This window comes from Thermus sp. KWY1 (assembly GCF_057547025.1).
The window spans coordinates 76,857-94,872 of sequence record NZ_BAAJPG010000002.1; the positions used below are offsets into that span (position 1 = coordinate 76,857).

Sequence of the window (18,016 nt, forward strand, 5' to 3'; positions counted from 1 at the left end):
GCCTCGGTGCCCCTGGGGCCTAGGGAGGGAAGGGGGCCTTCCCCAAGGAGGCGAAGGAGGGGCGCTTCGGCCTGGCCCAGGAGGAAGGCGCGGGCCTCCGGGCGGAGGCCGGGGGCAAGCCCCGGGGCCAGGGGGGCTTCCACCTCCACGCCAAGGGCCTTTAGGCGGGACTCGGCCAGGAGGGCGTAGAGGGCCCCATCTTCCCGCAAAAGGCCGTGGGCGGCGAGAAGGCAGGCCTCATCCCCCTCTCCAAGCCCCCGGGCGAGGAGGTAAAACCCCCAGGGCCAGCCCTCCCGGGGGAGGAAGACCTGGGCCCCCTCTAGGAGAAGCCGGACCTCCGGGGGGTCCAGGGCCAGGGCGCCAAGGACGAGGAAGCTCGCGAGGCTTGGCGGCGCCAGGAGGGGGATGAGGCCCCGGAGGAGGTTCCCCGCCCTCCCCCGGTTTCCCCGGAGGAGGTGGGCCAGGGCCAGGGTGTGCCCCGCGAGGAGGCGCACCCCGGGGAAGGGGTGGGGCAAAAAGGGCTCCGCCTCCTCCAGGACCGAAGGGAGGGGGGTGGTGCCGAAGAAGAGCTCGAGGCGCAAGTGATGCAAGGTGGTCCAGGGGGAGGGGTCCTTGAGGCGGGCGAGGGCCGCGTGGGCCAGGGCCTCGGGCCGGCCCAGGCGCTCCAGGGCCATGGCCAGGGCCAGGTGGAGCCGGGCCTCCCCCTTGGCGTCCCCCTGGAAGCGGCTTAGGGCCTCCTCCAGGGCCAAGGCCCCCGCCCTTGGGGGAAGGGCCAGGCCCAGGTGGTAGAGGGTGAGGGGGGTCTGGGCCCTCTGGGCGGCCTCCCAGGCCAGGGCCCGGTAGGCGCTCGAGTTCCCCTTGCGGGCCTCCACGAAACCTAAAAGGGCCAGGCGTTCCGCCTCCGGGAGGTCCTCTTGGGCGCCTTGCAAAAGGGCCAGGGCCTCCCCGTCCTTCCCCTCCTCCAGGAGGCGGAGGGCCGGGGCGAGGAGAGGCTTCCCCATAGGGGAAACCTACAGGCTCCCCCTTCCCTTGGGAGGGAAGGGAGGCACATTGCAGGGGCACCCCTTGGCCTTGCTCCGGCGTCCGGGCCCGATCACGTCGGGGGCGCGGGCTCCTCCTTTGCCAGAACGGCGCCGCCCTCTTTCCGGTTCGCCAGGAAGAGGGCCAGGCCCGCTACCTCCTCCACCTGGACCTGGCCTTAAGCCCCCTAGGCCTCCCCCTTGAGGATGGCCTCAATCCGCTCCAGGGCCTCCTTGGGCAGGTCCACCCCGGCGACTCCCAGGCTTTCCTTGATCTGCTCGGGCCGGGTGGCCCCGGTGATGGCGCTACTGATCCCGGGAAGCCTCAGCACCCAGGCCAAGGCGAGCTGGGTGCGGGTGAGGCCGAGCTCGTCGGCCACCGCCTTGAGCTTGAGCACCTTCTGGCGGTTCTCCTCGGTGAAGTAGCGCTCCCGGAACTGGTCGTAGCGGGCGAAGCGGCTACCCTCGGGAATGCCCTCGTCGTACTTGCCCGTGAGCATCCCCTGGGCCAAGGGGCTCCACACCACGAGGCCCATCCCGAAGCGCTCCGCCTCGGGGAGGATCTCGTTTTCCACCCGCTCCCGGTAGAGCATGGAGTACTGGGGTTGCTCCACGATGGGGGGGTGGAGGCCGTTTTCCCGGGCAAAGGCCACCGCCTCGGCGATCCGGGCGGCGGGCCACTCCGAGGTGCCCCAGTAGAGGGCGTAGCCCTTCTCCACGATGGTGTGCATGGTGTGGACGATCTCCTCCATGGGGACCTCGGGGTCATAGCGGTGGGCGAAGAAGATGTCCACGTAGTCGGTCTTTAGCCGCTTCAGGCTTTGGGTGATGCTCTCCAGGAGGTGTTTCCGGCTTAGGCCCCGGTCGTTGGGGTCCTCCGACATGGGCCAGTAGGCCTTGGTGGAGAGGACCAGGGTGTGCCGGGGAAACTCCTTAAGGACCTCCCCCATGATCTCCTCGGCAAGGCCCTTGGCGTAGACGTCGGCGTTGTCAAAGAAGTTGACCCCACCTTCATAGGCGATCTTGACGATCTCCTGGACCGTCTCCTTGTCCTTGACCACGTCCCCGAAGGTGACCCAGGCCCCCAAGGAGATCTCCGAGACCTTAAGCCCCCATTTGCCCAGTTTCCGATAGCGCATCTCGCCCATGGCTACCGGAGTTTACCCCTCGAGGCCGAAATTGACCAGCGGGTCAGTCCCCCATCTCCAGCTCCCCTCCCGGGGCCTGGAAGCCGATTCGCTTGTGGGTGCCGTCGCAGAAGGGCTTGTTCCCCGATCCCCCGCAGCGGCAAAGGGAAACCCTTCCCTCTCGAACCTCCTCCCGTTCCCCGATGCGCACCACGATGCGCTGGCCTTCCAAGCGGATGGGCCCGTTTTCCACGAACACCAGCCTCATGATTCCTATGATATATGATAGTGGTATACTCGGTCCAACTATGAAACGCCTTTTGCGGGTTTTTGCCTGGCTTTTGGGCCTGGCCATCCTGGCGGTTTTGGGGGTGGTTCTGGCGGCCTATGTCACCCTGCGGGCCTCCCTGCCCCAGGTGGAAGGGCGGATGGTTCTGAAGGGGCTTTCCGCACCCGTGGAGGTGGGGCGGGATGCCCGGGGGGTGGTGCGGATCCGGGCCCAGACCCTAAAGGATCTCCTCTTCGCCCAGGGCTTTGTTCACGCCCAGGAAAGGCTTTGGCAGATGGAGTTTCAGCGGCGGGTGGGCCAGGGAAGGCTTTCCGAGGTGCTGGGGGAGGCCACCCGGGCCCAGGACCGCTTCCTGCGCACCTGGGGCTTTTACCAGGCGGCAAAGAGCGCCTACGAGCGGCTTTACCCTGAGGAGAAAGAGGCGGTGGACGCCTACGTGGCCGGGGTGAACGCCTTTTTGCAAAGCGGGGCTCCTCTTCCCCCCGAGTTCCGCCTCCTGGGCTTCCGCCCCGAGCCCTGGACGGGGCCGGATGTGTTGGTCTGGGCCAAGATGATGAGCTTTGACCTTTCCGGGAACTGGGAGGAGGAGCTTCTGCGCCACCGCCTCCTGGCCCGGGGGATCAGTCAGGAAAGGCTTTTGGAGCTCATTCCCCCTTACCCGGAGGATGCCCCCACCATCCTGCAAGGGGAGGACCTGGAGCTTCCCCTGAAGCGGGAGGAAGCCCCGGCGGCCCTGCTTAGGATGGCCCCGCCCCGTTTCCTGGAGGCCAGCAACAACTGGGTGGTGGCGGGAAGCCACACGGTCACGGGAAAGCCCTTCCTGGCCAACGACCCCCACCTGCGCCTGGGGGCTCCCAGCCTCTGGTTCCTCATGGCCCTTGAAGCCCCCGGCTACCGGGTTATCGGGGCCAGCCTCCCCGGGGTTCCCGGGATCGTCATCGGGCGCAACGACCGCATCGCCTGGGGGGTCACCAACGTGGGGGCGGATGTACAGGACCTCTACCTCCTGGAGGACGTGGGGGGGAAAGGGTACCGCTACAGGGGCCAGGTGCTTCCCTACCGGGTGCGGGAGGAGAGGATCCCGGTCAAAGGGGGAAAGGAGGAGGTCCTTCGGGTGCGGGAAACGGTCTATGGACCGGTGATCACCGACGCCCTCGAGAACCCTCCCCAGGTTCCCATGGCCCTTCGCTGGGTGAGCCTGGATGAGGAGGACCACATCCTCATGGCCTATCTGGGGATCAACCGGGCGCAGAACTGGCAGGAGTTCGTGGCCGCCCTAAGCCACTACTCCGCGCCCAGCCAGAACTTCGTCTACGCCGATGCGGACGGCAATATTGGCTACATCGCTCCCGGAAAGTTTCCCATCCGTAAGGAAGGGCACACGGGCATGGTGCCGGTGCCGGGGAATGGGGAATGGGACTGGCAGGGCTACCGCAAGCCGGAGGACTGGCCCAAGGTGCTGAACCCCAAGGAGGGCTTCCTGGTCACCGCCAACAACAAGGTCACTCCCCAGGGCTTCCCCTACGCCCTCACCTACGACTGGGCCGAACCCTACCGGGCGGAGCGCATCCGGGAGCTCCTCCTGGCCAAGGAAAGGCTTGCCCTCGAGGACATGAAGGCCATTCAGCAGGACCAGAAGACCCTCCTCTTCCGGGACTTCCGCCCGGTGCTGGAGCTTCTAAACCCCCTCTCCGAAAGGGCCAAGGCCGTTCGGGAAAGGCTTTTGGCCTGGGATGGAACCATGGATAAAAGTTCGGAGGAGGCCCTGGTCTTCGCCCTGTGGTACACGGAGCTCACCCGCCTGCCCAAAAGGGAGGTGGGGGAGGAGTTCTGGGACGAGCCCCGCTACCTCCTGCGGGCCATGCGGGAAGGGGATCCAAACTGCGACCAGCCGGACACCGAGTACCGGGAGTCCTGCCTGGACTTCGCCGCCTTGGCCCTGGAGAGGGCCTTGGACCGGAAGGAGGCCTTGAGGGTACGCTCCTGGGGCGAGGTGCACCGAGCCACCTTCCCCCATGCGGTCCTCACCCATACCCCTTTGAAGCGGTTTACGGACCGGAGGGTTCCCTTTGGCGGGGACCGGTACACGGTGAACGTGGGCCCCTTTGACCCTGAAACCCTTCTCATGTCCCACGGGCCCAGCTACCGCCAGATCGTGGATCTGGCCCATCCGGAGGCCTCCCTCTTCATCCACCCCATGGGCCAGACGGGGCACTTCCTGGCCCCCGGCTACGGGAACCTCCTGCCCCTTTGGGCCGGAGGGGAGTACCTGCCCATGGCCTTCGCCGCCCCGGCCCGGGAGAGGGTGTTGCTTCTGGAACCCGGGCGTTAGCCGAAGCCGCCTTACGGGGAGGGGTTCTCCTCCCCGTTTTCCATCTTGCGGAACTCCCCCAGGACCTCCCGCACCTTGTCGTGGACCCAGTAGGCCTTGCGGCCGAAGAGAAGCTCTATGGCCTGGTCCACCTCCTCCACCGCATAGAGGTGGAAGCGCCCCTGGGCCACCGCCTCCACCACCTCCTTCCGCAGGGTCAGGTGGGCAAGGTTGGCCCTGGGAAGCACCACTCCCTGGCTTCCCGTGAGCCCCAGGGTCTGGCAGACCCGGAAGAATCCCTCCACCTTCTCCGCCACCCGGCCCACGGCCAAAACCCTTCCCGTCTGGTCTATGGCCCCGGTGACCGCCAGGTCCTGCCTTAGGGGAAGGCCAGAGATGGCGGAAAGCACCGCCAGAAGCTCCGCAAGCCCCGCCGAATCCCCCTCTATGCCCCCGTAGCTTTGCTCAAAGACCAGGCTCACCGTGGCGGAAAGGGCCCCCAGGCTGGCGTAGCTTCCCCGCAGGTAGCCCGCCAGGGTGAGGACCGCCTTGTGGAACACCTGTCCCCCCAGGCCCACCTCCCGGTCGATGGAGAGGATGCCTTCGCGCCCGGGGCCCGCCTGGGCGGTGATGCGCACGGGCCGTCCCCGGGGCAGGGGGCCTTCCACCACCACCAGGCCGTTGATCTCCCCCACCCGCATACCCTGGACCTCGAGGGCCACCACCCCCTCCTCGAGGTCCTTCAGGTACAGTTCCTCCTCCAGGCCGAACCGCTCCTCCCTTGCCAGTAGGGCTTTTTCCACCGCCTCCCGGTCCAGGGGGTGCTTGAGGGCCGAGGCCTCCCGGGCCAGGTCCAGAAGGCGGTAGAGCCTGGCGTCCAGGCGTTCCTTGTGCCCGGTCCAGCGTCGGGCTTCGTCCGCCAGGGCGGAGAGACCCTCAGGGGTCAGGGCCACCCCCTCGGCTTGCAAGAACCCCCCCAGGTAGGCTACGTTCTCCTTTGTGTAGGGGATCTCCGGGCTGAACTCCACGCGGAAGGGAAAAAGCTCCAGGAATTCCTCGTCCTCCTCCAGGAAGGCGATCACCTCCGGGGGGCCCACCAGGAAGACCTGGGCCTTGAGGGGGGCGGGTTTGAGGCGGGGGCCCTTGACCTCGGGCCGGGGGGAGAGGGGTTCCACCTCTCCCGTGGCCAGGGCCCGCTTCAGGAGGGTGTAGCTTCCCAGCTCCCACACCCGGTGGGCCTCGAGGACCAGCACCCCTCCCGTGGCCCGGTGTAGGGCCCCGGGGCGCAAAAGCCCCAGGTGGGTGGAGAGGAGGCCCTCCTGCATCTCGTACTCCAGGTGGCCGAAGAGCCTTTCCGGGCTGGGGTTGGGCTCATAGACCACCCGGTCCCCTCCCTCCACCAGAAGCCGGGGCAGGAGCTTTTCCAGCTTGAGGGCTTCCTCCAAAGCGGCGGCCCGCAACAGGGTTTCCGTGATCCAGTCCAGGTAGCGGCCCGCCTGGGGGAAGCGCCTTTTTAGCTCCTGGGCCTTGGGAAGGAGGAAGCGTTCGGCAAAGCCCCGCCTCAAGGCGGCCACCTCCGCTTCCGCCCGCTGCCGCACGTCCACGTAGGCCAAGACGGTTTCCTCCAGCTTGGCGGAAAGCTCCGGGGGCAGGGGACCCTTTCCCGATAGCCTAAGGCCCTCTTCCCCCTCCAAAAGGGCAAACCCGTAGCCCTCCGCCTCCTGGGCCAGGGCTTTCAGGAGGGCCTCGGCCTCCTTCTCGTACCGGGCCTCCACCAGGCTTTTGGCGTAGAGGAAGCCCTTTTCCCGAAAGAGGGCGGGGGTGAACTCGGCGAGGAGGGCCTCCACCCCTTCCACCAGGGCGCGGCCCTGCCCCTCGGGGAGGAGAAGGGGGAAGGCTTCCTCCCCCATGGGCAGGTAGACCAGCTCCTCCTTGGGGAAGGGGCGGTCCTGCAGGTAGGCGAGGAGGCGTTTTCTTTTGCCAAGGCCGCTTGGCCCCACCAAATAGCCGTGCCCTCCCTGGCGGAAGGCGGCCTCGAGGGCCTTTAAAGCCCGCTCCTGGCCGAAGAAGGGAGGGGCAGGCTCAGGCTCCGTGGGTGGGGTGAACCAGGCAAGAGCGCTAACCCGCATCGGGCTCACTATACCCGGACCCACGCCCTGAGGGGCCTGGGGTAAACTAGCGGACAAAGGAGGGATTTCATGGTTAAGGTGGAGGTCCTGGGCATGATCCTGGCAGGGGGGCAGGGAAGCCGCCTCTACCCCCTCACCGCCAAGCGGGCCAAGCCGGCGGTGCCCTTCGGGGCCAAGTATCGGATTATTGATTTCGTCCTGAACAACTTCGTGAACTCGGGTATCTACTCCATCTACGTCCTCACTCAGTTCAAGGCCCAGTCCCTCACCGAGCACATCCAGCGCTACTGGCGCTTCGGGGCTTTCCTGGAGGACCACTTCATCCTCCTGGTGCCCGCCCAGATGTACCGCTACGAGGAGCTGGGCCCCGTGTGGTACCGGGGTACCGCCGACGCCATCTACCAGAACCTGCACCTGGTGCACAACCACGCCCCCATGGCCGTGGCCGTCTTCGGGGGCGACCACATCTTCAAGATGAACATCCGCCACATGGTGGAGTACCACTACGAGAAGCGGGCCGACATCACCATCGCCGCCTACCCTGTGCCGGTGGAGGAGGCCCGGCGCTTTGGGGTTTTGCAGGTGGACGAGGATTGGCGCATCACCGAGTTCCAGGAAAAGCCCCAGAACCCCAAGCCCATTCCCCGCAAGCCCCACCTGGCCCTGGCCTCCATGGGCAACTACATCTTCCGCACCGAGGCCCTCTTTGAACTCCTGGAGGCCGATGCCAAGGAGAGCGCTTCCAGCCACGACTTCGGCAAGGACGTGATCCCCCGGGCCCTCAAGGAGGGGTACCGGGTGTTTGCCTACGACTTTCACCGCAACCCCATCCCCGGCCAGGAGGGTCCCAACCTGTACTGGCGGGACGTGGGCACCCTGGACGCCTACTTTGAGGCCAGCATGGACCTGGTGAAGGTGGTTCCCGAGTTCGACCTCTTCAACCCCGAGTGGCCCCTCAGGACCGCCAACCTCTTCAGTCCCCCCGCCAAGTTCGTCCACGAAACGGGGGAACGGATAGGGCGGGCGCTGAACAGCCTTCTGGCCGGGGGGGTCATCGTGAGCGGGGGAACGGTGCGGGAGTCGGTTCTTTTCCGGCGGGTACGGGTAAACTCCTACAGCCTGGTGGAGCGCTCCGTCCTCTTTGACGACGTGGAGGTGGGCCGCTACTGCAGGATCCGCAACGCCATCATCGATAAGGACGTGAAGATCCCTCCCCATACCGAGATCGGCTACGACCTCGAGGCCGACCGTGCCCGGGGCTTCACCGTTACCCCGGAAGGGGTGGTGGTGGTGCCCAAGGGGTACCGCTTTTAGCCATGGAGAAGCATCCGGGTAAGCTTTTCTATCGCCTTTCCCGCCTGGCCCAAGGGGAGGAGCTTCCCCTAAAGCGGAAGCCCAAGTCCAAGGTTTACGCCAATCCCCTGGAAACCCAGGCCCTGCCTCCCTTCCGGGAGGAGGGAGGGCCGCCTTTGTTCCGGGTTCTTTCCCAGCTCAGGCCCCTCTTGCCCGAGGTGGGTTCGGCCCTGACCCTGAAGGATCTCTCCCAGGTCCTCTATCCCCTGGCGGAGCGCTCGGGGAGGCGGGGTTTTCCCTCGGCGGGGGAGGCTTATCCCGTGGAGGCCTACCTGGTGGTGCGCCGGGTGGAAGGGGTTTTCCCAGGGGTTTACCACTACTTCCCCAAGGAGCACCAGCTCTTCCAGATCGCCGCCAGGGTGGAGGAGGCTTCCTGGTCCGAGGCGCTTTTGGGGCTTGGCCTCGAGCAGGTGGCGGCTCTTTTGGTCTTCACCCTGGTTCCGGAAAGGAGCGAGGCCCTTTTCGGCCTCAGGGGATACCGGTATGCCCTCCTCGAGGCGGGCTACGCGGCGGGCTTGGTGCTTCTTTCCGCCATCGGTCAGGGACTGGCCGCATACCCGGCCGAGACCTTTTATGATGAGATGGTGGCTCACCTCCTGCGGTTGCCTGAGGGGGAATACCCTGGGGTGGTGGTGATTTTAGGACGCTAAAGGGTATTTGGGGAAGGATTTATGGCACGGATTCTCTTGGTGGAGGATGATCCCCAGGTGGGGGAGCTGGTCAAAAGGTTCCTGGAAAAGGAGGGGCTTTTGGTGGTGTGGGCCCGCACGGGGAGGGAGGCCCTGAAGCAGGCCTGGGAAGGGACCAAGCCGGATCTGGTGGTCCTGGATCGAGGGCTTCCCGATTTGGAGGGCCTCGAGGTCCTCAAATCCTTGCGGGACCTGGATCCGTTGCTTCCGGTTTTGCTCCTAACCGGTAAGGCGGACGAGGATAGCCGGGTGGAGGGGCTTTTAGAAGGGGCGGACGATTATCTGGGCAAGCCCTTTTCCCTGAAGGAGCTTTTGGCCCGCATCAAGGCCCTCCTGCGCCGAAGCGGAAAGGAAGGGAGGCGGTACTTCGGTCCCCTGGAGCTGGACCTGGAGGCCAGGAAGGCCTACCTGGACGGTCAGCCCTTGAAGCTTTCCGCCACCGAAACCAACCTCCTCTTCGTCCTGGCCCAGACCCCGGGAAGGGTGTACACCCGGGAGGAGCTTTTGGAAAGGGTTTGGGGGCCCGAGTTTGAGGGTTCGGAGCGGGTGGTGGACGCCTATATCCGCCTTCTCCGCAAAAAGCTCAAGGATGACCCCCAGGCTCCCCGGTTCATTGAAACCGTGGTGGGGATGGGGTACCGCTTCGTGGGCGAGTGATGGAGCGGGTTTTCGTCTACGGAACCCTGAAGCGGGGGGAAAGGAACTACCCTTTGGTGGAAAGACGGGTGGTGAAGGTCCTGCCCGGGTACGTGGAGGGGTATCGCCTCTTCCACCTGGCCGAGGGGCCGGGCCGTCCTTACCCTTATCCCGGCATGGTTCCCGGGGAGGGAAGGGTCTACGGGGAGGTCCTCTTTTTGCCGGAGGAGGCCCTCTCCCTATTGGACGAGCTGGAGGAGGAGGGGGTGGAGTACCGGCGGGTTAGGGTCCCGGTGGAAACGGAGGAGGGGCCCCTTCTCGCCTGGACCTACCTCTACCTGGGGGACCTCGAGGGGGCGGTTTGGCTGCCCCAAGGGGTGTGGCCGGCCTAGGCTTCCCCCGGGTCGGGGAGGCCGGGAAACCCTTTCCTAAGGGCTGCTCCCGCCAAGCGCGCATCCAGGGTGACAAAGGGAAGGTCCTGGGGCTGGCCCCGGCTGGCCACCCAGGCTGCGGCCAGCTGAAGGGCATCCCCGGTTCGCAAGGGGTGGGAGAAGAGGAGGCGGCGGTATAGTGCAGCCATGAAGGTCCTCATGGTGGCCCCCGAGGCCTATCCCCTGGTGAAGGTGGGGGGGCTCGCCGACGTGGTGGGGGCCCTGCCCAAGGCCTTAAGGCCCCTGGGGGTGGAGGCTACGGTGCTTCTTCCCTGGCACCGCTTTGTGGAGGCGCAGAGGGTGGGGGAGGTAGCCTTTGCCTTCGCCGGACAGGAGGAAAGGGCTCCCCTGGGGGAACGGTGGGAGGGAGGGATGCGGTTTCTCCTTCTGGGGGTGCCCGGGTTTGAACGGGACCGGGTCTACGGCTACCCCGACGACGTGGAGCGCTACCTCCGCTTTGCCGTGGCGGCGGGCCGGGTGGCCCTGGGGTTTGACCTGGTCCACGCCCACGACTGGACCGCTGCCCTCCTGCCCCTTACCGCCAGGGTGCCTGCCGTCTACACCATCCACAACCTGGCCCACCAGGGCCTGGTGGACCCCGCCCTCTTCTTCCACTGGACGGGGCTTCCCTGGAGTCTTTTCCACATGGAGGCCCTGGAGTTCTACGGCCGGGTGAACCTGATGAAGGGGGGTATTGTCTTCGCCCGGGCCGTGACCACGGTGAGCCCCTCGTATGCGGAGGAGATCCAGACCCCGGAGTTCGGCATGGGGCTGGATGGGGTGCTGAGGCGCCATGCGGGTAAGCTTTTCGGCATCCTGAATGGATTGGACCTCGAGGTCTTTGACCCGGCCAAGGACCCCCACCTTCCCGCCCCCTACTCCCGGGAGGATGTAAGGGGCAAGGCCCTGGCGCAAAAGGCCCTTTGGGAGCGCACGGGGCTTAAGGGGCCCCTCCTCGCCTACGTGGGCCGGCTGGACGGGCAAAAGGGCCTGGACCTTATCCTGAAGGCTGTTCCCCGCTTGAAGGAGCTGGGCTTTTACCTCCTGGTCCAGGGGGTGGGGGACGAGGGCCTAGCGCAGGCCCTCAGGCAGGTGGAGGAGGAGAATCCTGGCTTCGTGCGCTTTGTGGAGGCCTACGACGAGGCCTTGGCCCGCCTGGCCTACGCGGGGGCGGACGCCCTTTTGGTGCCGAGCCGCTTTGAACCCTGCGGCCTGGTGCAGATGATCGCCCAGCGCTACGGCACCCCGCCCGTGGCCCGGGCGGTGGGGGGGCTTAAGGACACCATAGAGGATGGCCGCACGGGGGTACTCTTCCAGACCTACCACCCCGAGGGCCTCCTCTACGGGGTCTTGCGCCTTTTCCGCTTGGGGCCGGAGGCCCTGGGCCTGAGGGGCATGGAGAAGGACTTCTCCTGGGAAAGGCCCGCCCGGGCCTACCTGGAGGTCTACCGAAAGGCCCTGGGCTAATATGGGGGGGATGCTTTCGGACCTCGAGGCCAAGGCCCTGGCGGGCGACCCAGAGGCCCAGGCCCTGCTCCACTTTCTCCGGCTTCTAAGGCGCAAGGAGTACCAGGAGGCCAGAGCCTATGCGGAAGGCTTCCCCGAGGAACTTAGGGAGAGGCTTTTGGCCGGGCTTAGCCTGCTGGAGGAAGCCCCTGAGCGCCTGGAAGACCCCCTGTTCGCTGCGGAGCGGGAGGTGCTCTTGGGGGTAAGGGCCGTGAGGGAGGGGAGAAGGGAGGAGGCCGAGGCCCGTTTTCAAAAGGCCCTTGCCCTGGATCCCCATCACCACCGGGCCCTCAGCAACCTGGGCAACCTTTACCTGGAAAGGGGGGAGCTGGAGGCGGCCTTGGATCTTTACCAGCGGGCTTTGAAACTGGCCCCGGAGGACCCCCTGATCCACGAGAACCTGGCGGCCCTTTATAAGAGAAAGGGCGACCTGGACAGGATGGTAGCCCACATGAAGCAGGCCACCCGCCTCAAGATGCGCCCGCCTGTTTCCCTAGATCCCCTGACGGGAAAACCCCAGCGCCCCCCGCTTTACCGCCGCATTCCCCTTTGGGTCTGGGTGTTCCTCCTCACCCTCCTGGCCTACCTTCTCCTGAAGAAGCCCTAGGGCCTGGTCCAAGGCGCCCAGGGAACGCCCTTCCGAAAGCAGGCGTCGCCAAAGCCGCCCCCCAGGCTGCCCCCGAAAGAGGTTCAACATGTGCCTCAGCACCGCCCACGGAGGGGTACCCTTTTGCGCCTCCGCTTCCAGGTAGAGCCGCATGCGCCGGGCCACATCCAGCCGGCTTGGCCTATGCGCCAGGCCGAACACCCGCCGGTCCGCCTCCGCCAGCACAAAGGGGTCCTCGTAGACCGCCCGGCCCATCATGACCCCGTCCACCTTCTCCAGGTGGGGAAGGGCTTCCTCCAGGGTTCGCACCCCTCCGTTCAGAATGAAGGTGAGGTGGGGAAAGTCCGCCTTTAGCCGGTGGACCCAGTCGTGGCGCAAGGGGGGAACCTCCCGGTTTTTCCGGGTGGAGAGGTTAAGGAGGGCGCTACGGGCATGGACGATGAAGACCCGCACCCCGGTTTCCCCATACGCTTCCACCCAGCGGGCGAGGAGGGGGTAGCTTTCCCCTTCCACCCCCAGCCGGAGCTTCACCGTGACGGGGATTCCCACCGCTTCCACCATGGCCTTGAGGATCTCCCTCACCCTTATGGGGTCCAGGAGGAGGCAGGCGCCAAACCTCCCCTCCTGGGCCTTTTCCGAGGGGCAACCCAGGTTTAGGTTCACCTCGTCGTATCCCCAGGCCTGGCCGATCCGCGCCGCCTCCGCCAGGCTTTTGGGATCCGAGCCCGCAAGCTGCAGGGCGATGGGGTGCTCCTCGGGGTGGAAGGCAAGGAGCCTTTCGGCTTTTCCCCGGAGCACCGCCTGGTCCACGGTCATCTCCGTGTAAAGCCGCACCTTGCGGCTAATCTGGCGGACCAGGTAGCGGAAGTGCCGGTCCGTCCGGTCCACCATGGGGGCCACGGACAGGCGGTGGTCAGACACCCTGCAAGACCTCCTCCGGGGACAGGACCCTGGGCTCGCGGAAGGCGATGTCCTCTTCTTCCCCTTCCTCGATCACCTCGAGGCCCGGGTATTTTGCCCGGAGCAACTCCACCAGCTCTTGCACCAGGTCCTCGGGGGTGCTGGCGGCGGAGGTGATGCCCGCGCTTTCGGCACCCTGAAGCCACTCCTCCTGGAGATCCCTGGCGCTTTCCAAACGGTAGGCTCTGCCGGTAAGGCTTTGGGCCAGTTCCAAAAGGCGCATCCCGTTGGAGGAGTGGGGGCTGGTGAGCACCAGGAAGAGGTCCACATGGGGGGCGATGCGCCGCACCGCCTCCTGACGGTTCTGGGTGGCGTAGCAGAGATCCTTTCGCCTGGGCACCACCAGCTTGGGGAAGCGGGCCTTGAGGATCTCTATGGTCTTTAAGGTGTCCTCCACGCTCAAGGTGGTCTGGGTGAGAACCACCACCCGTTCCGGGTCGGGGACCTCCACCGTGTGCGGGTCCGCCAGGCGGGGGTCCTTGCCCACGTGGGTGTGCACCGCCACCAGGATGGTCCTTTCCGGGGCCTCCCCGTAGGTGCCCTTCACCTCCTGATGGTCGGCGGAATCCCCCACCAGGAGGATCCAGTACCCTTCCTGGGCATAGCGTCTGGCCTCGATGTGCACCTTGGTGACCAGGGGACAGGTGGCGTCCAGGATGTGGAAGCCCATCTCCGCCGCCTGCCTGCGCACGGCCGGAGGGTGGCCGTGGGCGGAAAAGACCAGGGTGCCCGCCAGGGGCTTTTCCCGGCGAAGGCTATCAATCTCGGAAAGATCCTCCACGAAGTGCACCCCCTTGGCCCTAAGCCGCTCCACCACCGCCCGGTTGTGGACGATCTCGTGGTACACCACCAGTTCCCCCTGGGGTTTCAGGGCCTCCGCCCAGCGCTCCACCGTCTGGATGGCCATCACCACCCCGGCGCAGAAGCCCCTGGGCCGGGCCAAGTAGAGGCGCTTTAGCCCCCTCTCCATGCCCTCCATTCTAGGCGTCCGCCTCCTGGGCCTTTGTGTCCCGGGCGAGGAGCCTTTCCGCTACCTCCCGGGCGAAGGGGGTCTTGGCCCTTTCCAGGGCCTTCCTGGCGGTTTCCCGCCCCTTGCCCCCAGGGCGGAAGCCCTCCTGGGCCAGGGCCAGGAGGGCCAAGGCGGTGGCGGGGAAGGGGAGGCCTTCCTTCTCCAGAAGCCCCAGGCCCTCCCCGTAGCGGTGGAGGGCCTCCCGGTACGCCGCCCTTAGGAGGGCCTGGCTGCCTTCCTGGAAGGCCCGGGCTACCCTCAAGAGGCCTTCGGCCTCGGCCAGGGGTTCGCCTTCCTGGGCGGAGAAGTGGGCCGCCTCGAGGAGCCTTTCCAGGGCCAGGGTTCGCTCCTCCTCGGGCAGGAGGGAGGAGTATTCCCGCTGGAAAAGGGGGGCGAACCAGGAGAGGCGGAGGGGTTTTCTCAGGCGAAAGGTTTCCCCTTGGGCTTCCACCTCCTGGTCCAGGGCCTTGAGCAAGGGCACCAGCTTGGGGAAGCGGGCCCGCACCTCCTCCCGCCGGGCTTCTCCCCTTAGGGCCAGGAAAAAGAGAAAGGCCTCTACTCCTTCCACGCCTCCACTTCCTTGTAGTGCACCAAGGCGGCGAAGAGGGGAGACGACCCCTCGGCCACGGAGAACTTCACCTCCACCAGGACCACGTCCTCGGGAAGCTCCTCCACAAAGCGGTTGAGCCTTTCCTGAAGGATATCGGGATCGTTGGCGGTGATCACCTTGAACCTAACCCCCTGCATGGCCCCATTATGCCCTGCGCTCCACCAGGGCGGTGAGGAGGTTTTGCAAATGGGAGGTGGCCTCCCGTCCGGGGAGGGTGTCCAGGTAGGGAATAAGGGCACCCATCCCCTCCTGGGCAAGTCTCTTGGCCTCCTCCTTGGCCCAGGCCACGGCTCCGGAGGCCAGGAGGTTTTGCCAGAGCCAGCGCACCTCGGCCTCGGGCTTGGCCTCCCGGGGAAGGCTTAGGAGGGCCTCGGCCCGGATGCGCTCCTCCTTGGGGGCTTCCTGGAGGTAGCGGATCAGGATGAGGGTGCGCTTGCCCTCGTAGAGGTCCCCGGCGAGCTCCTTGCCGTAAGCCTGGTCCCCCTCGAGGTTGAGGACATCGTCCATGATCTGGAAGGCTATCCCCAGCTTTAGCCCTGCTTCCTCGTAGAGGGCAGGGGGTGTTTTCCCGGAAAGCAGGGCTCCAAGCCTCAAGGGAGCCACGGCGGTGTAGTAGGCGGCCTTGTGGGCCACCATGCGGAGGTAATCCTCCGGGGCCAGATCTAAGCGGCCGGAAAGAGTCCAGAGGAGGTCCAGGTGTTGCCCGTAGGCGGTGCGGTGCACCACCTGATGGAACTCGGCCAGCACCTCCGGTCCAAAGAGGCCTTCGTTCAAGCCCCGGATCAAAAGCCCCCACATCTCCCCGTGCAGGGCATCCCCGGCATTCAAGGCCAGGGGCATGGGGTAGAGGCGGTGCAGGGCGGGCCTTCCCCGGCGCTCCTCGGAGCCATCTTCGATGTCGTCGTGGATGAGCACCCAGTTTTGGAAAAGTTCCAGGGCAGTTCCTGCCCAAAGGCTGGCCTCGAGGGTAGCACTATGGGCCAGCCCCGCGTAGACCACCAAAAGCCCCCGGAGCATCTTTCCACCTCGGGATGGATACTCCTGAAGAAGCGCCTGGTAAGCGGGATCGGGGTGGGTCAGGTGGCCCAGGAGCCTTTCGTGGAGGGCATCCTTCACTTCCTGGGGAGAGGGCGCCATGCTATACACTTTAGGCCATGCGCGGCTACGCCTTGGGCCTCCTGGCCCTCAACCTCCTCACCCTTCTTTGGGGCACCACCTTTGTGGTGGTCAAGGGGGCGGTGGGGGAGATGACCCCAAGCCTCCTGGTCTTCCTGCGCTTTTTTTTGGCCAGCCTCTTCTTCCTCCCCTGGGCCTTTCGCCTGCCCAAGGGGGTGTGGGGCCCGGGGATGGAGCTGGCCTTTTGGCTCCTTCTGGGCTATGCCTCCCAGGCCATCGGCCTCATGCACACCTCGGCGAGCCGTAGCGCCTTTATCACTGCCCTGAACGTGGTCTTGGTGCCCTTGATCCTGGGCCTGGTGGGCCGGAGGCTTGGGAGCGTGTGGCTGGCGGCCCTTTTGGCCTTTTTGGGCGTGGGGTTTCTTTCCTACGATCCCCGCCAGCCTCCCTTGAACGTGGGGGATCTCTGGACCCTCCTCACCGCATTCACCTACGCTCTCTACATCGTGCGCCTCGAGGTGCACGCCAAGGCCTTTCCCTCCTTGCCCCTCACGGCGGTTCAGATCTTCGGCACGGCATTACTTGCCCTGCCCTGGGCCCTTTGGGAGGGGGTGAGGTGGGAAGGGATACCCTGGGGTGCCGTCCTCTACCTGGGGGTGGTGGCCACGGCCCTCACCACCTGGCTCCAGACCTGGGGACAGAGGTACGTGCCTGCACCCCAGGCGGCCATCCTTTACACCATGGAGCCCGTCTGGGCCACCCTTTTTGCCTTTGCCGTCTTGGGGGAAAGGTTGGGCTTTCTGGGGGGCCTTGGGGCCTTTCTGGTGGTCCTGGCCACCTTCCAGGCTATCCGCCGATCCCCAGCATGACCCGCTTCCTTAAGGTGGGGAGGGTGTTGCCGAAGGCGGGCTTGCGGTTGGTGGCGATCAGGATGGCATCCACCAGGGCCTCCACCGGCTCCTCTGCGGCAAAGGCCCAGGAAATATCCATCTCCAGATCGGTGAGGAGGCAGGGCCGGAGCTTTTTGTCAGAGGTGAGGCGAAGCCGGGAGCAGTTGGAGCAGAAGGGCTCGGTGACGGGGTTGATGAACCCCAGGGTGCCCTGGGCCCCGGGGATCCGAAAAACCCGGGCCGGGGAGGTGGGGTCATGGGGAACGGGTTCCAAGGGGCCAAAGACCGCCTCGATCCGCGCCCGGATCTCCTTTCCTGACACAAAGCGGCGGCGGTACTCCTCGGGGTCGGAGTTGTCCAGGTGCATGTACTCGATGTAGCGCATGTGCAAGGGACGGTCCAGGGAGAGGCTGGCTAGGGGCACCACCTCTTCCTCGTTCATCCCCCGGATGACCACGGCGTTGAGCTTGACAGGGTGAAGCCCCAGTTCCAAGGCGGTCTCTATGGCTTGTAAAACCCGCTCCACCTTTCCCCCACGGGTGATGCGGGTGAAGACCTCAGGGGTGATGGCGTCCAAGGAGATGTTCACCCGGTTCAGGCCTGCTTGCACCAGCTCCTTGGCCCTTTTGGCGAAGAGGAGGCCGTTGGTGGTGATGGCCACGTCCTCGATGCCCTCCTTGCTCCGGGCCCGTTCGATCATCTGGGGAAGCTCCTTGCGCACCAAGGGTTCCCCGCCCGTGAAGCGCACGGCGGAAAGGCCAAGAAGGGAGGCGGCCTCGAGGAAGTGGTCCACTTCCTCCACCGTGAGGGTCCCTGGGGGTTCGGCCATCTCGAGGCCTAGGGGATGGCAGTAAAGGCAGTGCAGGTTGCACCGGGGGGTGACGGAGATGCGAAGGTCTTTGATAACGCGCCCGTAGTTGTCCAGTAGTTTCATGCCTTTCCCCCTTTGGGCCACCATACTACGCCCTAGGCCGGAGGGCAAGGGATAAAAAAACAAACCCCCAGGCCTAGGCCTGGGGGTTGGTGTGGAGCGGGAGACGGGACTTGAACCCGCGACCCCGACCTTGGCAAGGTCGTGCTCTACCAACTGAGCTACTCCCGCACGCGCCACACGCGGCGCGTAGTAAAAATCCCCCGCACCGACCTACTCTCCCAGGACCCTGCGGTCCCAGTACCATCGGCGCTGGCGCGTTTCACTTCCGTGTTCGGAATGGGAACGGGTGGTTCCACGCCGCTATGGGCACGGGGGATTCTCGTGTTTTGCTTTTCAAAATCCCACGCCGCCTTCGGGCGGCAGGGGATCCAGGCTGGGGTGGTCATCAGGGCAAAAAGGG

The 18,016-nt window shown here is 65.8% G+C and carries 19 protein-coding genes, 1 tRNA gene and 1 rRNA gene; 8 read left to right on the forward strand and 13 right to left on the reverse strand.

The features are described from left to right. The 3 genes from AC27GT_RS01005 to AC27GT_RS01015 all read right to left on the reverse strand — a co-directional run. Positions 1-1,001 (reverse strand): hypothetical protein (locus AC27GT_RS01005; protein ID WP_487223391.1); only part of this gene is annotated, 1,001 nt, incomplete at its 3' end. Positions 1,002-1,207: 206 nt separating this feature from the next. Further along, positions 1,208-2,167, reverse strand: a complete 960-nt coding sequence (locus tag AC27GT_RS01010) for an aldo/keto reductase family protein (RefSeq protein WP_487223392.1) — start codon at positions 2,165-2,167, stop codon at positions 1,208-1,210. Positions 2,168-2,210: 43 nt separating this feature from the next. Continuing rightward, complete coding sequence (locus AC27GT_RS01015) at positions 2,211-2,414, reverse strand: CDGSH iron-sulfur domain-containing protein (RefSeq protein WP_028494074.1); 204 nt, start codon at positions 2,412-2,414, stop codon at positions 2,211-2,213. Positions 2,415-2,454: 40 nt separating this feature from the next. On the opposite strand from AC27GT_RS01015, the gene AC27GT_RS01020 reads away from it, so the two are divergent. Continuing rightward, positions 2,455-4,767 (forward strand): penicillin acylase family protein, encoded by a 2,313-nt coding sequence (locus AC27GT_RS01020; protein WP_487223393.1) that lies wholly within the window; start codon positions 2,455-2,457, stop codon positions 4,765-4,767. 11 nt (positions 4,768-4,778) lie between these two features. Here the strand turns inward: AC27GT_RS01020 and AC27GT_RS01025 are convergent, their stop codons facing one another. Next, complete coding sequence (locus AC27GT_RS01025) at positions 4,779-6,875, reverse strand: AAA family ATPase (RefSeq protein WP_487223394.1); 2,097 nt, start codon at positions 6,873-6,875, stop codon at positions 4,779-4,781. Between the two features lie 69 nt (positions 6,876-6,944). Between AC27GT_RS01025 and glgC the strand changes: the two genes are divergently transcribed. Genes glgC through AC27GT_RS01045 form a run of 4 tightly spaced genes read left to right on the forward strand, consistent with a single transcriptional unit; the run spans position 6,945 to position 9,945 of the window. Then, positions 6,945-8,189, forward strand: coding sequence for a glucose-1-phosphate adenylyltransferase (glgC, locus tag AC27GT_RS01030; RefSeq protein ID WP_019551322.1), 1,245 nt, complete (start codon positions 6,945-6,947; stop codon positions 8,187-8,189). 2 nt (positions 8,190-8,191) lie between these two features. Continuing rightward, positions 8,192-8,878 (forward strand): SagB/ThcOx family dehydrogenase, encoded by a 687-nt coding sequence (locus AC27GT_RS01035; protein ID WP_038031932.1) that lies wholly within the window; start codon positions 8,192-8,194, stop codon positions 8,876-8,878. Between the two features lie 21 nt (positions 8,879-8,899). Beyond that, positions 8,900-9,574, forward strand: coding sequence for a response regulator transcription factor (locus AC27GT_RS01040; RefSeq protein WP_038071432.1), 675 nt, complete (start codon positions 8,900-8,902; stop codon positions 9,572-9,574). Next, positions 9,574-9,945 carry a gamma-glutamylcyclotransferase family protein gene (locus AC27GT_RS01045; RefSeq protein WP_015716373.1) on the forward strand — a complete coding sequence of 124 codons (372 nt, stop codon included), beginning with the start codon at positions 9,574-9,576 and terminating at the stop codon, positions 9,943-9,945. Before AC27GT_RS01040 ends, AC27GT_RS01045 begins: the two co-directional genes overlap by 1 nt. Here the strand turns inward: AC27GT_RS01045 and AC27GT_RS01050 are convergent. Further along, a complete protein-coding gene (locus AC27GT_RS01050) occupies positions 9,942-10,133 on the reverse strand; it encodes a PIN domain-containing protein (protein WP_015716374.1) in 192 nt (63 codons plus the stop codon). The two genes, AC27GT_RS01045 and AC27GT_RS01050, sit on opposite strands and share 4 nt — an antisense overlap. Here AC27GT_RS01050 and AC27GT_RS01055 point away from each other — a divergent pair. Together AC27GT_RS01055 and AC27GT_RS01060 are read left to right on the forward strand one after the other, a co-directional pair. Next, positions 10,132-11,451 (forward strand): glycogen synthase, encoded by a 1,320-nt coding sequence (locus tag AC27GT_RS01055; protein ID WP_487223395.1) that lies wholly within the window; start codon positions 10,132-10,134, stop codon positions 11,449-11,451. The genes AC27GT_RS01050 and AC27GT_RS01055 overlap by 2 nt on opposite strands. A 10-nt stretch (positions 11,452-11,461) precedes the next feature. Next, positions 11,462-12,097: a tetratricopeptide repeat protein gene (locus AC27GT_RS01060; protein WP_487223396.1), complete on the forward strand. Its 636-nt coding sequence runs from the start codon at positions 11,462-11,464 to the stop codon at positions 12,095-12,097. Here the strand turns inward: AC27GT_RS01060 and dusA are convergent. From dusA to AC27GT_RS01085, 5 genes are read right to left on the reverse strand one after another with little or no spacing between them, the layout of a single operon-like run. Continuing rightward, the gene (dusA, locus tag AC27GT_RS01065) at positions 11,984-13,018 is read right to left on the reverse strand and encodes a tRNA dihydrouridine(20/20a) synthase DusA (RefSeq protein ID WP_487223397.1); all 1,035 of its coding nucleotides are present in this window, start codon (positions 13,016-13,018) and stop codon (positions 11,984-11,986) included. The genes AC27GT_RS01060 and dusA overlap by 114 nt on opposite strands. After that, positions 13,011-14,036, reverse strand: coding sequence for a 4-hydroxy-3-methylbut-2-enyl diphosphate reductase (gene ispH, locus AC27GT_RS01070; protein WP_487223398.1), 1,026 nt, complete (start codon positions 14,034-14,036; stop codon positions 13,011-13,013). The genes dusA and ispH overlap by 8 nt, the downstream gene beginning before the upstream one ends. Position 14,037: 1 nt before the next feature. Further along, positions 14,038-14,634: a hypothetical protein gene (locus tag AC27GT_RS01075; protein WP_487223399.1), complete on the reverse strand. Its 597-nt coding sequence runs from the start codon at positions 14,632-14,634 to the stop codon at positions 14,038-14,040. Next, positions 14,622-14,813 carry a hypothetical protein gene (locus tag AC27GT_RS01080; RefSeq protein ID WP_487223400.1) on the reverse strand — a complete coding sequence of 64 codons (192 nt, stop codon included), beginning with the start codon at positions 14,811-14,813 and terminating at the stop codon, positions 14,622-14,624. The genes AC27GT_RS01075 and AC27GT_RS01080 overlap by 13 nt, the downstream gene beginning before the upstream one ends. A gap of 7 nt (positions 14,814-14,820) precedes the next feature. Continuing rightward, the gene (locus AC27GT_RS01085; RefSeq protein ID WP_487223401.1) at positions 14,821-15,813 is read right to left on the reverse strand and encodes a polyprenyl synthetase family protein; all 993 of its coding nucleotides are present in this window, start codon (positions 15,811-15,813) and stop codon (positions 14,821-14,823) included. A 17-nt stretch (positions 15,814-15,830) separates the two neighbouring features. Between AC27GT_RS01085 and AC27GT_RS01090 the strand changes: the two genes are divergently transcribed. Then, positions 15,831-16,661, forward strand: coding sequence for a DMT family transporter (locus tag AC27GT_RS01090; RefSeq protein WP_487223402.1), 831 nt, complete (start codon positions 15,831-15,833; stop codon positions 16,659-16,661). On the opposite strand, the gene moaA is transcribed toward AC27GT_RS01090, so the two are convergent. From moaA to rrf, 3 genes are all read right to left on the reverse strand, one after another. Beyond that, positions 16,639-17,616, reverse strand: coding sequence for a GTP 3',8-cyclase MoaA (gene moaA / locus AC27GT_RS01095; protein ID WP_038031963.1), 978 nt, complete (start codon positions 17,614-17,616; stop codon positions 16,639-16,641). The two genes, AC27GT_RS01090 and moaA, sit on opposite strands and share 23 nt — an antisense overlap. A 92-nt stretch (positions 17,617-17,708) precedes the next feature. Continuing rightward, positions 17,709-17,784: transfer RNA gene (locus AC27GT_RS01100), tRNA-Gly, on the reverse strand. 29 nt (positions 17,785-17,813) lie between these two features. Continuing rightward, a 5S ribosomal RNA gene (gene rrf / locus AC27GT_RS01105) occupies positions 17,814-17,930 on the reverse strand. Positions 17,931-18,016 lie beyond the last annotated feature (86 nt).

Bases quoted from the DNA above. Each gene is read 5' to 3' on its own strand.
- AC27GT_RS01010 (WP_487223392.1), bottom strand. From the start codon at position 2,167: ATGGGCGAGATGCGCTATCGGAAACTGGGCAAATGGGGGCTTAAGGTC.
- AC27GT_RS01015 (WP_028494074.1), bottom strand. From the start codon at position 2,414: ATGAGGCTGGTGTTCGTGGAAAACGGGCCCATCCGCTTGGAAGGCCAG.
- AC27GT_RS01020 (WP_487223393.1), top strand. From the start codon at position 2,455: ATGAAACGCCTTTTGCGGGTTTTTGCCTGGCTTTTGGGCCTGGCCATC.
- AC27GT_RS01025 (WP_487223394.1), bottom strand. From the start codon at position 6,875: ATGCGGGTTAGCGCTCTTGCCTGGTTCACCCCACCCACGGAGCCTGAG.
- glgC (WP_019551322.1), top strand. From the start codon at position 6,945: ATGGTTAAGGTGGAGGTCCTGGGCATGATCCTGGCAGGGGGGCAGGGA.
- AC27GT_RS01035 (WP_038031932.1), top strand. From the start codon at position 8,192: ATGGAGAAGCATCCGGGTAAGCTTTTCTATCGCCTTTCCCGCCTGGCC.
- AC27GT_RS01040 (WP_038071432.1), top strand. From the start codon at position 8,900: ATGGCACGGATTCTCTTGGTGGAGGATGATCCCCAGGTGGGGGAGCTG.
- AC27GT_RS01045 (WP_015716373.1), top strand. From the start codon at position 9,574: ATGGAGCGGGTTTTCGTCTACGGAACCCTGAAGCGGGGGGAAAGGAAC.
- AC27GT_RS01055 (WP_487223395.1), top strand. From the start codon at position 10,132: ATGAAGGTCCTCATGGTGGCCCCCGAGGCCTATCCCCTGGTGAAGGTG.
- AC27GT_RS01050 (WP_015716374.1), bottom strand. From the start codon at position 10,133: ATGGCTGCACTATACCGCCGCCTCCTCTTCTCCCACCCCTTGCGAACC.
- AC27GT_RS01060 (WP_487223396.1), top strand. From the start codon at position 11,462: ATGCTTTCGGACCTCGAGGCCAAGGCCCTGGCGGGCGACCCAGAGGCC.
- ispH (WP_487223398.1), bottom strand. From the start codon at position 14,036: ATGGAGGGCATGGAGAGGGGGCTAAAGCGCCTCTACTTGGCCCGGCCC.
- AC27GT_RS01080 (WP_487223400.1), bottom strand. From the start codon at position 14,813: ATGCAGGGGGTTAGGTTCAAGGTGATCACCGCCAACGATCCCGATATC.
- AC27GT_RS01085 (WP_487223401.1), bottom strand. From the start codon at position 15,813: ATGGCGCCCTCTCCCCAGGAAGTGAAGGATGCCCTCCACGAAAGGCTC.
- AC27GT_RS01090 (WP_487223402.1), top strand. From the start codon at position 15,831: ATGCGCGGCTACGCCTTGGGCCTCCTGGCCCTCAACCTCCTCACCCTT.
- moaA (WP_038031963.1), bottom strand. From the start codon at position 17,616: ATGAAACTACTGGACAACTACGGGCGCGTTATCAAAGACCTTCGCATC.